Source organism: Rhodoferax saidenbachensis (assembly GCF_031457975.1).
GTDB classification, from domain to species: Bacteria; Pseudomonadota; Gammaproteobacteria; order Burkholderiales; family Burkholderiaceae_C; genus Allorhodoferax; species Allorhodoferax saidenbachensis_A.
Genome location: NZ_JAVDXO010000006.1, coordinates 14,543 through 29,477, shown reverse-complemented (window position 1 = coordinate 29,477; position 14,935 = coordinate 14,543). Strand labels below are relative to the sequence as shown.

At 59.4% G+C, this 14,935-nt stretch carries 15 protein-coding genes; 2 read left to right on the top strand and 13 right to left on the bottom strand.

Going from position 1 to position 14,935, the window contains the following annotated elements:
- Nucleotides 1-27: 27 nt before the first annotated feature.
- The 9 genes from J2X15_RS13420 to J2X15_RS13380 form a co-directional block, all read right to left on the bottom strand.
- Nucleotides 28-468 carry a 2OG-Fe(II) oxygenase family protein gene (locus J2X15_RS13420; RefSeq protein ID WP_310343676.1) on the bottom strand — a complete coding sequence of 147 codons (441 nt, stop codon included), beginning with the start codon at nucleotides 466-468 and terminating at the stop codon, nucleotides 28-30.
- A gap of 10 nt (nucleotides 469-478) precedes the next feature.
- On the bottom strand, nucleotides 479-1,219 hold the full coding sequence (locus tag J2X15_RS13415; RefSeq protein ID WP_310343674.1) for an amino acid ABC transporter ATP-binding protein: 741 nt from the start codon (nucleotides 1,217-1,219) through the stop codon (nucleotides 479-481).
- Nucleotides 1,216-1,962: an amino acid ABC transporter permease gene (locus J2X15_RS13410; RefSeq protein ID WP_310343673.1), complete on the bottom strand. Its 747-nt coding sequence runs from the start codon at nucleotides 1,960-1,962 to the stop codon at nucleotides 1,216-1,218. Before J2X15_RS13410 ends, J2X15_RS13415 begins: the two co-directional genes overlap by 4 nt.
- Nucleotides 1,959-2,651 carry an amino acid ABC transporter permease gene (locus J2X15_RS13405; protein ID WP_310343671.1) on the bottom strand — a complete coding sequence of 231 codons (693 nt, stop codon included), beginning with the start codon at nucleotides 2,649-2,651 and terminating at the stop codon, nucleotides 1,959-1,961. The genes J2X15_RS13410 and J2X15_RS13405 overlap by 4 nt, the downstream gene beginning before the upstream one ends.
- A gap of 66 nt (nucleotides 2,652-2,717) precedes the next feature.
- On the bottom strand, nucleotides 2,718-3,551 hold the full coding sequence (locus tag J2X15_RS13400) for a transporter substrate-binding domain-containing protein (protein WP_310343669.1): 834 nt from the start codon (nucleotides 3,549-3,551) through the stop codon (nucleotides 2,718-2,720).
- A gap of 144 nt (nucleotides 3,552-3,695) precedes the next feature.
- Entirely contained in the window at nucleotides 3,696-4,502 is an 807-nt protein-coding gene (locus J2X15_RS13395; RefSeq protein ID WP_310343667.1) for a phosphate/phosphite/phosphonate ABC transporter substrate-binding protein, read from the bottom strand.
- Nucleotides 4,503-4,512: 10 nt separating this feature from the next.
- A complete protein-coding gene (osmF, locus tag J2X15_RS13390) occupies nucleotides 4,513-5,445 on the bottom strand; it encodes a glycine betaine ABC transporter substrate-binding protein OsmF (protein WP_310343665.1) in 933 nt (310 codons plus the stop codon).
- A 14-nt stretch (nucleotides 5,446-5,459) separates the two neighbouring features.
- Nucleotides 5,460-6,398 (bottom strand): fatty acid desaturase, encoded by a 939-nt coding sequence (locus J2X15_RS13385; RefSeq protein ID WP_310343663.1) that lies wholly within the window; start codon nucleotides 6,396-6,398, stop codon nucleotides 5,460-5,462.
- A gap of 205 nt (nucleotides 6,399-6,603) precedes the next feature.
- The gene (locus J2X15_RS13380) at nucleotides 6,604-7,059 is read right to left on the bottom strand and encodes a hypothetical protein (RefSeq protein ID WP_310343661.1); all 456 of its coding nucleotides are present in this window, start codon (nucleotides 7,057-7,059) and stop codon (nucleotides 6,604-6,606) included.
- 261 nt (nucleotides 7,060-7,320) lie between these two features.
- Here J2X15_RS13380 and J2X15_RS13375 point away from each other — a divergent pair, with 261 nt between their 5' ends.
- Complete coding sequence (locus J2X15_RS13375) at nucleotides 7,321-7,752, top strand: hypothetical protein (RefSeq protein ID WP_310343659.1); 432 nt, start codon at nucleotides 7,321-7,323, stop codon at nucleotides 7,750-7,752.
- Nucleotides 7,753-8,536: 784 nt separating this feature from the next.
- The gene (locus J2X15_RS13370; RefSeq protein ID WP_310343657.1) at nucleotides 8,537-9,982 is read left to right on the top strand and encodes an IS1182 family transposase; all 1,446 of its coding nucleotides are present in this window, start codon (nucleotides 8,537-8,539) and stop codon (nucleotides 9,980-9,982) included.
- A gap of 649 nt (nucleotides 9,983-10,631) precedes the next feature.
- Here J2X15_RS13370 and J2X15_RS13365 read toward each other — a convergent pair.
- From J2X15_RS13365 to J2X15_RS13350, 4 genes are all read right to left on the bottom strand, one after another.
- On the bottom strand, nucleotides 10,632-11,366 hold the full coding sequence (locus J2X15_RS13365) for a hypothetical protein (protein ID WP_310343655.1): 735 nt from the start codon (nucleotides 11,364-11,366) through the stop codon (nucleotides 10,632-10,634).
- A gap of 219 nt (nucleotides 11,367-11,585) precedes the next feature.
- Nucleotides 11,586-12,146 carry a hypothetical protein gene (locus tag J2X15_RS13360; protein ID WP_310343653.1) on the bottom strand — a complete coding sequence of 187 codons (561 nt, stop codon included), beginning with the start codon at nucleotides 12,144-12,146 and terminating at the stop codon, nucleotides 11,586-11,588.
- Between the two features lie 5 nt (nucleotides 12,147-12,151).
- Nucleotides 12,152-12,937 carry an EAL domain-containing protein gene (locus J2X15_RS13355; protein ID WP_310343651.1) on the bottom strand — a complete coding sequence of 262 codons (786 nt, stop codon included), beginning with the start codon at nucleotides 12,935-12,937 and terminating at the stop codon, nucleotides 12,152-12,154.
- 97 nt (nucleotides 12,938-13,034) lie between these two features.
- A complete protein-coding gene (locus tag J2X15_RS13350; RefSeq protein ID WP_409034288.1) occupies nucleotides 13,035-14,912 on the bottom strand; it encodes a family 2A encapsulin nanocompartment cargo protein cysteine desulfurase in 1,878 nt (625 codons plus the stop codon).
- Between the last annotated feature and the right edge of the window lie 23 nt (nucleotides 14,913-14,935).

The following is a 14,935-nucleotide window of genomic DNA, read 5'->3' as shown; positions in this document are numbered from 1 at the left end:
CTCGGGGCGCTTTTCAAACCCCTGATGCTAGGGAGTCGCATAAGTCTCGCCAAGGATTGTTTGCGCATATCCATGCGCGTTTTTCGGTGGTTGCACATCTGCATAAAAGCGCTGTGTCACCTCGGGGTGCGAACGTAGCCGACCCTTGAGCAAGTTGCGCCCCGTGTGGGCGATGAGAGGGTTCTGTGGGTCCGTGTCCACACCGGACGCCTGTGCCACCGACAGGCGGCTGCTGGCTCCGATGGGGCTGACCACGCGGTGTGTGGTGGCACGCAGATAGCCTTGGGTCAGAATTTCCAGCACCTCGCCAAGGTTGATGACTACCGTGCCGGCACCAAAACCCCGCAGGTAAAAGAAGCCAATGTGGTGGGCGGTCTGGCGCAGCTGGGCCACAAACGCCGCGCGCTGTGTCGCATCACCCGTGGTGAAGTCGCGCAGGTCCAGGATGGGCAGTGTGCGTGTAGACATGCAGAGTGATTCAGGCCACCGCAAACGGAGAGCGGATGTCGGCCAGAAACTGTTGGGCGCGTGGGTGTTCCGGGCGGTTGAAAAACTGCTCCGGCGTGGCGCGTTCCAGCACGTGGCCGGCGTCCATGAAGAGCACACGGTCGGCCACGTCGCGGGCAAAGCCCATTTCGTGCGTCACCACCAGCATGGTCAGGCCATCGCGGGCCAGGTCTTTCATGACCGCCAGCACCTCGCCCACCATTTCGGGGTCCAGTGCCGAGGTGGGTTCGTCAAACAGCAGCACCGGGGGCTTCATGGCCAGCGCGCGTGCAATCGCCACGCGCTGCTGTTGCCCGCCCGAGAGTTCGGAGGCAAAGGCGTGGGCCTTGTGCACCAGGCCCACGCGCTCCAGCAGGGCCAGGGCTTCTTCTTTGGCTTGGGCCGCGCTCAGGCCCCGCAGGCGGCGTGGGGCCAGCGTGCAGTTGTCCAGCGCGCTGAGATGGGGAAACAGGTTGAACTGCTGGAACACAAAGCCAATGCCGGCACGGAACGCGTTCACATCCAACCCGCGCGCATGGATGTCCTGGCCGTTTAGGGTGATGCGACCAGAGTGGATAGGTTCGAGTCGGTTCAGCGTGCGGATCAGCGTGGACTTGCCCGAGCCCGAAGGGCCGCAGACCACGACGATCTCGCCGCGGGCCACGGTCTCATTGATGTCGCTGAGGGCTTGGTACTCGCCGTACCACTTGTTGACTTGGTGAAACTCGATCATGCGGGAACTTCCTGCGCAGGGGCGCGCTGGTCGGTGAGGAGAACGGTGCGGCGCTTGGGCCGGCGCGTGGAGAGGCGTTTTTCCAGGCCATAGGCCACGCGCGACAGCCCGAAGCACAGCACGAAGTAGGTGAAGGCCAGGATCAGGTAGACCTGCGCTGGCATGGTGAATACCTGGGTGTTGATTTGGCTGGCGATGAAGGAGACCTCACTGAGTCCGATGATGTAACCCAGCGACGTTTCCTTGATGGTGGAGACAAACTGGTTGATCAGCGAGGGGAGCATGTGCCGCACGGCCTGGGGCAGCAGCACCAGCCGCAACGTGCCGATGTAGGACAGGCCCAGCGCACGCGCCGCCTCGGTCTGGCCCTTGGGCAGCGACTGGATGCCGGCGCGCACGATTTCCGCCAGGTAGGCCGCATCAAATACCACCAGCGCCATCAGCATGGTGGGGAACTGGCCTGTCTTCACGCCCGTGATGCTGGGCAAAAAGAAGTAGGCCCAGAACACCACCATAAGCAGCGGTGTGCCGCGTACCACAAACACCAGCGCGGTCACCGGCCAGCGGATGGCGCGCCAGGGGCTGACCCGGCACACGCCGAGGACCAGGCCCAAAGGCAGGGCCAGCAGCAGTGCCGCACTGGCTAGCAGCAGCGTCAGGCTCAGGCCGCCCAGCGGACCATTGGGGTACTGGCCGATGAGGAAGAACACCCAGTAGGTGTCCAGCATTTCCAGAAAGCTCATGTGGCGGCCCTCACGGGGTAGGCGTGTTGGTACCAGGCACCCAGGCCGGTGATCAGCAGCGACAGCGAGAGGTAGCTCACGGTGGCAAACACAAAGGGCTCAAAGCTGCGAAAGGTGGCGGTTTCCACCTTGGCAGCCTGGTACATGAGCTCGGCCGTGCCAATGACGGTGGCAATGCTGGTGTTCTTCCAGAGGTTCAGCGTTTGCGAGACCAGCGGGGGCACCGTCACGCGCAGGGCCTGCGGCAGGACCACCAGGCGCATGGTGGTCAGAAAACCAAAGCCCAGCGCACGGCCAGCTTCCAGCTGCACGGGGGGCACGGCGCGTATGCCGCTGCGGATGTCTTCGGACATGAAGGCCGCGGTGTACAGCGTGAGCGCGCACAGCGCGGCGATGGCCTCGAAGTTGTGGCCATAGAGCCACTCGCGCGTGGCCTCGGGCAGCAGCTCGGGCGCGCCGAAATACCAGAACAGCATGTGCGCCAGCAGCGGCACATTGCGGATGGCTTCCACATAGCTCCAGGCCACCGCATTCAAGATGCGCGAGGGCGCAAGCCGCAGCAAAGCGATTAGCAGGGACAGCGGCAATGCAAGAACCAGGGTCAGCCCCAGCAGGGTGAGGGAGAGCAGCAAGCCTTTGACCAACAGATCGTGGTACGGGCCTGTGAGGAGGAGGGAGAGATCAAACACGGGGAGGAGGGGAAAAAACCAAACCGCCCAACAGGGCGGTTTGGTGGGTCAGAACAGGGCCGTGGCTTAGCCGTCGATCTTGTCGGAGTCGATCTTGAAGGTGCGCTTGGGGAATTTCAGGCTGGTGTTGGGGCCATACCATTGCAGGAAGGTCTTCTCTGCAGCGCCGCTTTTTTCCAGGCCGCGCAAGGTGTCGTCCACCGCCAGTTTCAGGCTGGTTTCACCCTTCTTGATGCCGAAAGCCAAAGGTTCCACGCTCAGGTTTTGCGGCAGGATCACATAGTCCTTGGCCTTGTCGCCCAGCTTGGCGTGTTCGGCAATCAGGCTGGCTTCATCATTCACAAACGCCACGCCCTTGCCCTGTTGCAGGGCCTGGAAGGCTTGCTGGGTGTTCTCAAACGTCACCACTTCAGCCGTTGGCACAGCCTTCTTGGTGTTCGGCTCCTGGGTGCCGCCCTTGACGGTTACCACCTTCTTCCCAGCCAGATCAGGTACGTCCTTGATGCCGCTGGATTTCTTCACCAGGGCCTTTTGGCCGGTCACCACGGTGGTCAGGGAGAAGTCCACCTGGGCTTCACGTTCCTTGTTGTGCGTCAGGGATGCGGCCAGCAGGTCCACACCACCTTGTTGCAGCTCGGGAATGCGGGCAGCCACAGCGATTTGCTTGAACACGGGCTTCACGCCAATCTTGGCGGCAATGGCCTTGGCCAGATCGATTTCGTAGCCAATGAATTCGCGGGTCTTGGGGTCAATGAAGCTGTTGGGTTCGTCGATGCCGAGCACGCCGATGACGATCTCGCCTTTTTTCTTGATGTCGCTGAGTTGGTCGGCGTGGGCTGCCAAGCTCGCAACGGCGAGCAGGGTGGCAGAGACGGTTTTGAGGATGAAAGGTACGCGCATGGTTTTCCCTAATGAATCAGCGTTGAACAATGGCCCCGCTTCGTTGCAGGGCCTGTGAGCAGGTTATTCAGATGCGCTGGTAATGAGAACGAATGAAATCAGATATCGATGGAATGATTCATCGCAAGCGCTGCGCAGTGCCGCTCACAGCTGGTGTACGCCCAACGCTGCGGCCTGTTTTTCCATCGCGCGGCAGACGGCATAGTCTTCGGGCGTGGTCCTCACAAAACCAGCGATGTGCAGCGGTGCCCGCGTGGCAGCGTATGGCGCCGCAGTGGCCACCGTGTGCAGGGCATTCTGCAAATGGGCAGCGACCTCGGCAGGGGTGTGTGCAGCGGTGATCAAGGGCAGGCCCGGGTAGGGCGCGGTCTCGGTCCACGTGGTCAGGGCGTGTGCCCATTGCGGCTCTGTTTCCAGTGCCAAGGCCCAGGTCACCGCGTCAATCGCGGCAATGTCCGCCCGGCCATCCAACACCGCACGAATGGATTGCAGGTGGGCCCCTGTTTCCAACGCGTCGCTAAAGAAGCGACCGTGTTCCGCCAAGGGGGCGATCAGCGCCCGCAGCGCGTTGTAACCGGACTGGGAATCCCGCCCGTTGTAGGCCACCGTGCTACCACGGAAGGCGGCCAGCGTATCGCGCGTGTCGTCACGGCGCCGAATGATCTGGCTGCGGCAATGGATGCCCTGCGCCCCTGCCACGGCGTAGACAAATGTACCCAGCAATTGCACCTTGCCCCGCAGTGCGTGGGTGAGCGGATAGCCGCAGGACTGGCTCAGCAGCAGCGACGGCGACAACCAGTGGGCTGCGTAGTCGGTGGGCCATTCCAGAGCCAGCGGTACATGTGCAGCCCATGCCGGAGGCAGACGGTTTTGCAGTTCGGCACGCAACGCTTCTGCAAAACCTTGCACTGCCTTCCCCGGGGGGAAGTACATCGGCAGGGCGAATGCCATAAGCCTGAACTCAGCCTTTGACCAAGCCCTTGGCTTTCAGGTAGTCAGCCGCCACCTTCTTGGCGTCCTGGCCTTCGAGTGCAATCTTTGCGTTCAGGGCTTGCAGCGTGGGGCCATCCAGCGTCTTGAACACGGGAGCCAGCACTTCACGGATCTTGGGGTTCTTTGCCAGCACGGACTCGCGAACAATGGGTGCAGGCGCGTAGACGGGCTGGATGCCCTTGGGGTCTTCCAGGATCACCAGACCCAGGGCGGCCACGGGGCCGTCGGTGCCATAAGCCATGGCCGCGTTCACGCCGGAGGTTTGCTCAGCCGCAGCTTTGATGGTGATGGAGGTGTCGCCACCGGCCAACGTCAGCAGCTGGTCCTGGCTCAGCTTGAAGCCGTAGGCAGTCTGGAAGGCGGGCAGTGCATCCGAGCGTTCGATGAACTCGGCGGAGGCTGCCAGCTTGAACTTGCCGCCACCGGACACCCAGCGGCCCAAGTCTTCCAGGGTCTTCAACTTGTTGGCCGTGGCCACATCCTTGCGGATAGCGATGGCCCAGGTGTTGTTGGCGGGGGCGGCGTCCAGCCAGGTGATCTTGTTGGCCGATGCGTCGAGCTTGTTGACCAACTCGGCACCGGCCTTGGCGCTCTTCCAGGCCGGATTTTTCTCATCCGAGAAGAAGAAGGCGCCGTTGCCGGTGTACTCTGGGTAGATGTCGATCTCGCCGGCCACGATGGCGCTGCGCACGATCTTGGTGTTGCCCAGGCGCACCTTGTTTTCGGTCTTGATGCCGTTGGCTTCCAGCACCTGAACAATGATGTTGCCCAGGAGCGCGCCCTCGGTGTCGATCTTGGAGCCCACGCGCACTGGGGTGCTTTGGGCCCAGGCGGTGGGGGCAGTGAGCGTGCCTACCAGCACGGCCAGGGTGAGGGCGCGGCGTGTGAATGGGAATGTCATGGTGAGTCCTTGTGTCAGTGAAAAAAAGGGGAATCGATTGGGCGCCATAGGTGCTTGCGCAGCAACCAGACGTAGCCCTGAAGCAGGAAGCTGCCATTGCGCTCCAGGTAGCCCGTGCGGTCTGCGCGGTAGTAGCTGGGAATGCGGTACCAGGGCAGGCCGGGGTGCGTGTGGTGCACCGCGTGGTAGTTGTTGTTCAGGTACAGCAGACGCCATGGCAGCGCTGCCTCGTTAATGACGATGCGGTGTGCGGGCAGCGCTGCGGGGCGGTGCTCATACAGGGAGCGCAGCATGCCCAGGCCCATGCCAAAGTAGCTGGCGGCGGCGTATTCCCAGGCAGACACTGCGGTGGCGTACTCCACGGCCACCAGCAACGCACCGGCGAGTGTCAGGTGCTGCGCCCAGATCCAAAGCCGCCGGGCGTCCGCACGGCGGATAGCCCATGCCACATCGGCAGTCAGGTGCACCACTGTCAGGCCCGGGCCCAGCAGCAGCCGGCCCGCCACGGTGCGCTGGCTGGTGACCAGCGCGAGTTTCCAGCGCGGCCGCAAATGCGCAGCGTGGCGGTAGTTGCTCTCGGGGTCGACGCCGGGCTCGGTCAGATGCTGGTCTTGGTGGTGCGTCAGGTGGTGGGCTTTGTACAGGTCGTAGGGGTACCACAGCGCGATGGGCAGCAGGCCCATCAGGCGGTTGACCCCGTCCAGGCGCGTGGGGTGGCCGTGCAGCAGTTCGTGCTGCAGGCTCATGTACCAGGTTGCCAGAACGGTGAGCGCCGCAAAGTGGAGCCACACCGGCATGTGGCGTGCGGTGGCCAGTACCAGCACCCAGCTGCCTACAACGGCTAGCCACAAGGCCATGGTGGGCCATTCCACGGCGGCACCGCGCACCTGGCTGCTGGCGAGCCGCTGCGGCGTGCTGGTGGGGGAATAGGCGTGCAGGCGATGGTTGGGCATAAAACATCGCACAGAGACGATGGCCCAAAATTTATCGAATAAGCAGGCCGCTGAAATCTAAGAAAAACAGATATGGATATGCGTGTCACGCTGCGCTAATTTGTGCATGCGTGCGGTTGCATCGACCGGTTGAATCCGCCACTGGAAGCAGGCATTCAATGCATCAAAGCACATAGCCACCTCTTCGACCGAGAGGTTCGGCGCTTTACAAACCCGCATACCGACCGTCATCATCAACGTAATAAACTTCCTCTAAATACCACCTCCGCGGCTGATAGATCAGGTGATACTCGTAATCTGCGACAAAATTTGAGACGACCGTTGATTCTGATTTTGTTGTTACGACGGCCGTTTTAATGGAGATATTGCTTGAAACAATGCGCTCTTGCCTTGGCGAATGATCTGATTCGGTTCCAAATGCAATGGGCTGTCCTTTGAAGGAAGGAAGATAAAACTTTTTCAGCAATTCTATGTAAGCAGCTTCTGCTAGCTTTATTCCTTCGCCCGAAGGTAGCTGCGCACTCAATTTCAGTGCCTTGTCATTCCACTCCTGATAATCCTCGATGAACTGTTGAACCAATAATTCTGGCTTTGCAGCGAAGGCGGGTTGAGCGCAAAACCCTGAGATAAAAGACGGAAAAAATGCCAGAAAACGTTTCATGGTCGCCTAACGAATAATGTACAGACGGGGCATCGACATGATATCTAGCAGAGACGTGCCCTGAGATGTCGGCTTCCGCCCCCGAAGCGGAGGCGGCTACAGACTGGACGCGGTCTGTCGCAAAAGTTCACCGGCGGCAACATATGTACATTGAAAGCTTCGGGTTCGCGTACTTGATTGAAGGACCGCGATGGCGGTTCTTCACACGAACTTAGTGTTTGGCGCCAACACCTGAGTTACATCACACCCACAATTTGACTTATGAAATTCAAGTTACGCGACAGCTTCATTCAGCGCGAAGTTCAAATCAGGAAATGGCAAATGCTATTTCTCATTCTTGCTGCTCTTACGGTGGTGGTGGTCCTGTTTCAACAGCATGTACGTTCTAAGCACCAAGCGGCTGCACTTGTTGTTCTCTTTGCCGTTGGCGCTCTTTGGAAAATCTCTATTGCCTTAAAGACGTGGCCATCAATTGCCGAACAGATTTCATTGGAGTTGGGTGAAAACGAACTTATCCTGGGGCATCCTCACGGAGAGAATCGAATCAACTATTCCGCGATTGAAAAGGTGGAGCTCAATCAAAAAGAATGGCCAGAACTATCGTTGATATTTAAGGACAGGCAGTCCATTAAGCTCCAAGGATTTGACAACGTTGTAGAAATAGCAAAGTCATTGAAGGAACGTGTCAATTGACTGTAGGTTGCCTATCCCCATTCAGGTGATTCCGCGGACGTCCGCTTCCACCCCGAAGCCGAGGCGTCTACAGACTGAATGCAGACATTCTTGGCGCGGCGCGTAGGAGGCCAGAGTCAGGCCCAATACGCAAACTATGTGGTCATAACTACCGAAGCCCGCCGTGGGTTAAATCGGGAGCTTCTGGGGAAGGTCAAGGTGCTTGTTTCTCCCAACCCGGATATGGAAATGGTGGAACTTGGTCTCTGGACTCCCTCTTGCCAGTCGGCCTGAAGACGAAATCGTATTTGAAGACCTTCCACTTCCCATCGATCAGCTTTAAGTACAGGGTGTATGCGTTTGGATTTCGTCCATAGTCGCCTATGGATCCAACGACCGCAACGGCGTTCCCAGCGTCAACAGTGCTCACGCTAGTGAGAAAGTGCGACTCCCCAGTGCCCAGGATATATGAATTAGCAAACTGACTTGCTACAACTTGAAGCCCCTTGGGCACCTTCGACGTTGGTTGCGCGTTTGCATAGTCACTCCATCCGTAAGTTGTCACGACGCAACAAACAAAGAAGAGACGAATGATGCTGTGTTGCAGTTTCATTGGGGTTGATGCAGGACAGGATTGACGAACATGAAAAGACTAATTTTTCGAGATCTATAGCCAACGGGACCACACGACTGAAGGGCCGCTTCCGCCCCGAAGCTCGGCGCCTGCAGACTCAGCCTGTGTGTAAACCCCTTGAATCCTGCCTGACGTTTGCTATGACTTATGCAAACGCAGGGAGGATGGGCAATGCCGAGATTCATAGAAGGAGCAGACCGCCAGCAAGTCACCTTGCTGCCCGAGTGTTTGGATGACTTTATAGGGGAAGACAACCCGGTACGCGTGATTGACATCTTTGTCGATGAACTCGATTTGGCTGGGTTGGGCTTTGAAGGAATGCAAGCAGCGGCAACGGGACGCCCCGGCTACCACCCGGCCATGCTCCTGAAGCTCTACATCTACGGCTATCTCAACCGGGTCCAATCCAGCCGCCGCCTGGAGCGTGAGGCCCAGCGCAATGTGGAGTTGATGTGGCTCACTGGGCGCTTGGCACCGGACTTCAAAACGATTGCAGATTTCCGCCATGACAACGGCACAGGCATCCGTAACGTCTGTCGACGCTTTATCGCCATGTGCCGCCAGCTCAAGCTCTTCACCCAAGTCATCGTGGCCATCGACGGCAGCAAGTTCAAGGCCGTCAACAACCGCGACAAGAACTTCACCCAGCACAAGCTGGAACAGCGCATGCGGCAAGTCGATGCGAGTATCGAGCGCTACCTGGGGCAGCTGGAAACTGCAGACCGCACCCAACAGCCAGAGATGGAGACGAACACACAGCGCCTGCAGGACAAGATTGCGTTTCTCAAGAAACAGATGCAAGAGCTACGCGACCTTGGCAAGCGCCTGGAGCAGCAACCAGATGGTCAAATCTCTCTGACAGACCCGCAGGCGCGCTCCATGGTCTCCAGCCGCATTGGCACAGGACTGGTGGGCTACAACGTACAAACGGCCGTAGAGACCGAACACCATCTGGTCGTTGCCCATGAGGTCATCACCAGCGGCAGTGACCGGGGGCAGTTGGCCAACATGGCAATCCAGGCCAGAGAGGCCACTGGCGATAGCGCATTGGAAGCCATCGCAGACCGGGGCTACTTCAAGAGTACGGAGATACGGGCGTGCGAACTCGAAGGAATCAAGGCATATGTACCCAAGCCCATGACCTCTGGCAGCAAAGCTGAGGGCCGCTACAGCAAACTTGACTTTGTCTTCATTGCCAAAGACAACGAATACCTGTGTCCTGCAGGACAACGCCTGCCTTACCGCAGTACCAGCACCGAAGATGGCATGAAGATGTATGCCTACTGGTCATCGCACTGTGGGAGTTGCCTGCAAAAGGCCCACTGCACCACGGGCAAAGAACGCAGAGTGAAGCGCTGGGAGCATGAGGCCGTTCTGGACACCATGCAGAAGCGCATCGACAACAGCCGGGAGAAGATGAAGCTCAGGCGCTGCACAGTGGAGCATGTGTTTGGCACGCTGAAGTCCTGGATGGGTGCTACGCATTTCACGATGAAAGGGTTGGCCAACGTCAGCACAGAAATCAGTCTGCACGTACTGGCCTATAACCTGCGCAGGGTTATGGCAATTCTTGGGATTGCAGGGATGATGAAGGCGATCAGGTTGGCAGGGGCATGACTCCTTGTTGCTTAGAGACGACCGTATAAACACCACGAGAGGCGATTTAGATGCTTCTGAGTTGCCTCTCCAGCGCATCAAGCGAAAAATCGATTCTGAAGCGTCCAACTGCGTTGCACGTGCATCCATAGAATGTGTTTCCACACAGGCTCGACTGATAGCAGTCTTTCGCTTCGCTCCAAAGTGGTCTTTCTTTGGGGCACACAACATAGTTACATCGGATCGAAAAGACCATCCACATTCTCATCAGTGTCGTGAGTGGCAGCCCTCACCAAGTCATGAACGATTGATTTTTCAGCGCTACTGCCTAATGGGCTGTTGCGGTCATGTTGGGGGTCCAAGATATGTGCGTGAATATGCCCGTTGCTTGCAACATAAATTCGATACTGGCCAGACTCGGAAACTCGCGAAATTTGGAGTTCGTACAGACTTTCACGAGCACGGTGCGGGTGCGCTTCGATGTGTATTAATCCAAGGTCTGAATCCACTTGTTCTATAAGGCGCTGAATTGGTGTTATGCGTTCAAGTTAATCAAAAATGATCGGCTACGTGGGTCCTCTTCAACCGCTGAACTGAGGCGTCTGCAGACTGACTGCAGACATTCGTTTCGCTCAGAAGCAGTCGTTAACATTTGAGATAACCGCTGCCATCATTGCGCTCCGATCGCCTTAAGAACGAATGCCCTGATACTGAGGACTCCGTCGACGGTTGGGCCACACGCTTTGTTGTTCGAGAGATCTGTGAAGTACCTGAGTCTTGCGAGAGTGCGGTTGTCGCGTTGATCCAAGACAGTTAGCTCGTACCCAACCAAACCTTGGCGAGAAAAGGCTTGTGAGAGTTCTTCCTCGCCTATGGGGTACTTGAAGCTAACAAGCACATCAGCGGTTTCTGGATTGTTCTCGACAAGCGTGATGCCGGGTGGGTATGGTGGGTTGCGGGTTTCGATTGCTGAGACGTAGTCGTTTGCGGCGATACGAAAGTAGTTGATGTCAATTGGATGCTTGCGTCCCCATTCATACGCGAGGGTGTGAACGGGTTCGGATGACGGAGCTAGAAACTGCGCTACCGAGTTCTTGCATGCTGCTGTGAACTCTAAAGAACTCGGTTTCAGATAAACCATGCTGGCGCCAAGTGCTGTTGCCAGGACACTGGCGACGTAGGCGGTTGGCAGCGTGCTGGCAGCAACTAACACTCCCGATGGACCTCGCTTGCGTGCGCATAGAACTAAGGCCGCGATAGTGAATAGAGCAATCCATACATAGCCTAACAGCCAGATGGTTTTGATTCCATCAGAACTCCCATCCCCACCCACCGCCAGTAAGGAGACAAAGAATAGGATGGCGCAGTTGATAGCTGCAAGGACGAGGACGCTAGCGTACGCCATGAGGGCCTTAACGAAAAATATGATGGTAATTTACCGAGATGATTTCCAGCTGGACACCGCTATTAAGAGTCGGCTTCCGCCGCATTTCGGCTGTTGATCGTACCCGCCTGGTTTTTCAGTTCTGGATGTCCGCTCTCCGGTCATGAATCCAGGTTGCTGGAAGCCCGCTTTGGGTCGCTTGTCGCCGCACTAGCGATTCGCAATTTTCAGCCAACGCGCCTAAGCCTTGATCACAGGCCGATAGCTCCACTTGGGCGTAAGCACCAACACCAGCAAAGACAACAACGCCAACCCACAGCTAACGAGCCATAGCACTGGTGATTCTTGCCAGCGCAGCGGGTACATCTGCCACGCCGCACAGAAACCCAGTGCGTTGCCACCGAGGGCCAGGCAGGTGGTGGCTAGGTCGTGGAAGCGGCGTGCGTGGTTGGCGCCGTCGGCCCAGCGGGCTTCGGTGTTGTAGCTGGGGAGCGACAGGTGGGCGTTACCCAGCTGCTCCAGCTCCGCCATGAAGGAGCGCAGGTTGGAGATGGCGCGTTCGGCCTTGTAGTTGAGGAAGGCCAGGCACACCGAGGCCACAGGAAAGCCCAGCAGCAACCACTCCACCGGGGTTTCTTTGGCGCCGGGCACGGGCTTCAACGCGACCAGCGCTGCCAATAGGCTGACCACCATGGTCACATACAGCGCGAGGGCCTGTTGGCGCTGGTTGATGCGCGCATTGACCTCCTGGTAGGCCGCAATGAAGCGGTAGTTGGCGTCGACCACCGAGGGCGCGGCCATGCGGTTCAGCTCTGCAGCGTGCGGTCAGGCCGCGCGAACAGATAGCCTTGCAGAAAATCCGCCTGGCAACGCACGGCCAGCGCTTGCTGGGCGGGGGTCTCAATGCCTTCGCACACGACTTGCGCGGCCAGGTCATGGATGATGTCGATGAGCTTGGGGAAGATCTTGCCCGCGCGCGGATTGATTTCGGCTTGCAGCAACAGCTCGCGGTCAATTTTCACGATGTCGGGTGTGAGGCCCCAGAGGCGATCGAAGTTGGAGTGGCGTGCGCCAAAGTCGTCAATCGCCACGCGAAAGCCGCGCTGCTTGAAGGAGTCGACGATGCCGGCCAGCACGTCCCGGCTCTCAATCTCGGTCTCGGTAATTTCCAGAATGATCTTTGCCGGATCGTGTGGCACTTCCGCCTGCAAGGCGCTGAAGAACTGCCCATGCAGGCCGGGCCGCAAAGACTGCAGATAGCCCGCGTCCAGGTTCAGGTAGAGCAGCGTGTCGTCGTGCGATTGGCGCTGAAAGTTCAGCACGTGCAGCAGGCGGCACAGGCGGTCCAGCAGCACGCCATCGTCCCGGTTGGCTGGGCGGTGGAAGAGTTCACTGAGCGGGACCTCACGCCCCGTGTGCATGTCGTGGGCGCGGATCAGTGCCTCAAAGGCGGCTGGTTGCGCATGGCCTGCGGCATAAATGGGCTGGAAGACGGAGTACAGCACCCAGGCCCCATGGTGGGCGACCACCTCACCGCCGGCGCGCGTGCCTACCAGGGGCGGCGTTTGCTGGGGGGTGCACCAGGTGGCCATGAAGGCGGTCCACCCGGCATGCGGAGAGAGCAACGGAGAAGAGGCTGGCCCCAAAGGAGCCAGCCTGGCACTGGAGAGGCGCGGCGTCAGTGCACTTTTAGTGGGCACGTGCAGAGCTCAACTTCCGCACCACCGCCACCAGGCGGTCAATTTCGTCAAAGGTGTTGTAGAACGCCAGGGAAGGACGCACCGTGGTCTCCACCCCAAAGCGGCGCAGGATGGGCTGCGCGCAGTGGTGGCCGGTTCGCACCGCAATGCCTTCGTCGTTCAGGGCCTGGCCCACCTCTTCGGTGGTGTAGCCCTTGAGCACAAACGACATCACGCTGGCCTTGTCGGCCGCAGTGCCGATCAAGCGCACACCGGGAATGGCACCCAGAGCTTGCATGCCGTAGACCAACAACTCGTGTTCGTAGCGGGCAATGTTTTCAATGCCCACCTTGTTCACGTAGTCGATGGCGGCACCCAAGCCCACAGCATCGGCGATGTTGCCGGTGCCCGCCTCGAACTTGTTCGGGATGGGTTGGAACACCGTCTTCTCGAAGGTCACATCGGCAATCATGTTGCCGCCGCCCTGCCAGGGTGGCATGTCTTCCAGCACTTCGCGTTTGCCCCAGACCACACCGATACCGGTGGGGCCGAATACCTTGTGGCCGGAAAACACAAAGAAGTCGGCACCAATGTCCTGCACGTCCACGCGCATGTGCGAGATGGACTGTGCTCCATCGACCAATGCTTTCGCACCGGCGCGGTGGGCCATGGCCACGATTTCCTTGACGGGCGTGACGGTGCCGAGCGCGTTCGACACTTGCGTGACAGAGACGATCTTGGTGCGGTCGTTCAGCAGCTTCTGGTATTCGTCCAGCAGCACTTGGCCACTGTCGTCCACCGGAATCACGCGCAGCTTGGCACCCTTGGCGGCAGCAAGCTGCTGCCAGGGCACGATGTTGGCGTGGTGTTCCAGGTTGGAGACGATGATTTCGTCACCGGCCTGGATGTGCTGGCCACCCCAACTCTTGGCCACCAGGTTGATGGCCTCGGTGGTGCCGCGCACAAAGATCACCTCGTTCACGTCCGGCGCGTTGATGAAGTTCTTCACCCGCTGGCGCGCGCCTTCGTAGGCGTCGGTCGCACGGGCAGCGAGCTCGTGCGCCGCGCGGTGAATGTTGGAGTTCTCGTGCTCGTAGAAGTGCGCGATGCGGTCGATCACCGACTGCGGTTTGTGCGTGGTGGCTGCGTTGTCGAACCACACCAGTTGCTTGCCGTTCACCCGCTCCTGCAGGATGGGGAAATCGCGGCGTACAGCGTGCACATCAAACGGCGGGCGTTGCCCACTGCCAACTTGGGGCGCACTGCCGTTAGGCGCAGCCTTGGCCGGTGTGACGTAGCCGCTGGGCAACACCACTGAGTCAACAAAGTAGTACTTGGGCTCAGTCGATGGTGTGGTGGACGGCACACCGGCTGCGGACGGGCTGACGCCCGAACCGATGCTGGGCACCGTGGGGGCTGTCGGCGCGGCGGCGCTGGGCGTGGGGTGGCCGTACTGCTCGTTCAGAAAGTAGAACGGCGAAGCGCCGCCGGGGCTGGGCTGCGCACTTTGGCTGGCCACAGGCGCCACAGCTGCGCTGGCCTCGGGCACGCCCAGTACTGCGCTGCCAAAGCGTGGCTCATACGCCGGTGCCTGGCTGAACAGGGTGTCGGGCACGCCATTGCCGGCTACGGCATGGGGCTGCAATGCGGGAATGCGATTGGCCAAGGACAACACCGGTGTGGGCGAGGCTGGAATCAGGTTGGCGCCGGGCGCCAGGCCTTGTGGAATCGGGGTGCCGGGCACGCTGGGCCCCAGGCCCGCGGGGCTGGCCAATGGAGAACCGGCCGGAGCCAGATTCACCGGGGCCTGTACGCCTGGGGCGCCAGAGCTCAGTGCGGAGACACCCGAGGGGCCGGACGGACTGCTGGCAAACAGCGCATTGGCCATTTGCGCAATCAGCGCCGGGTCGA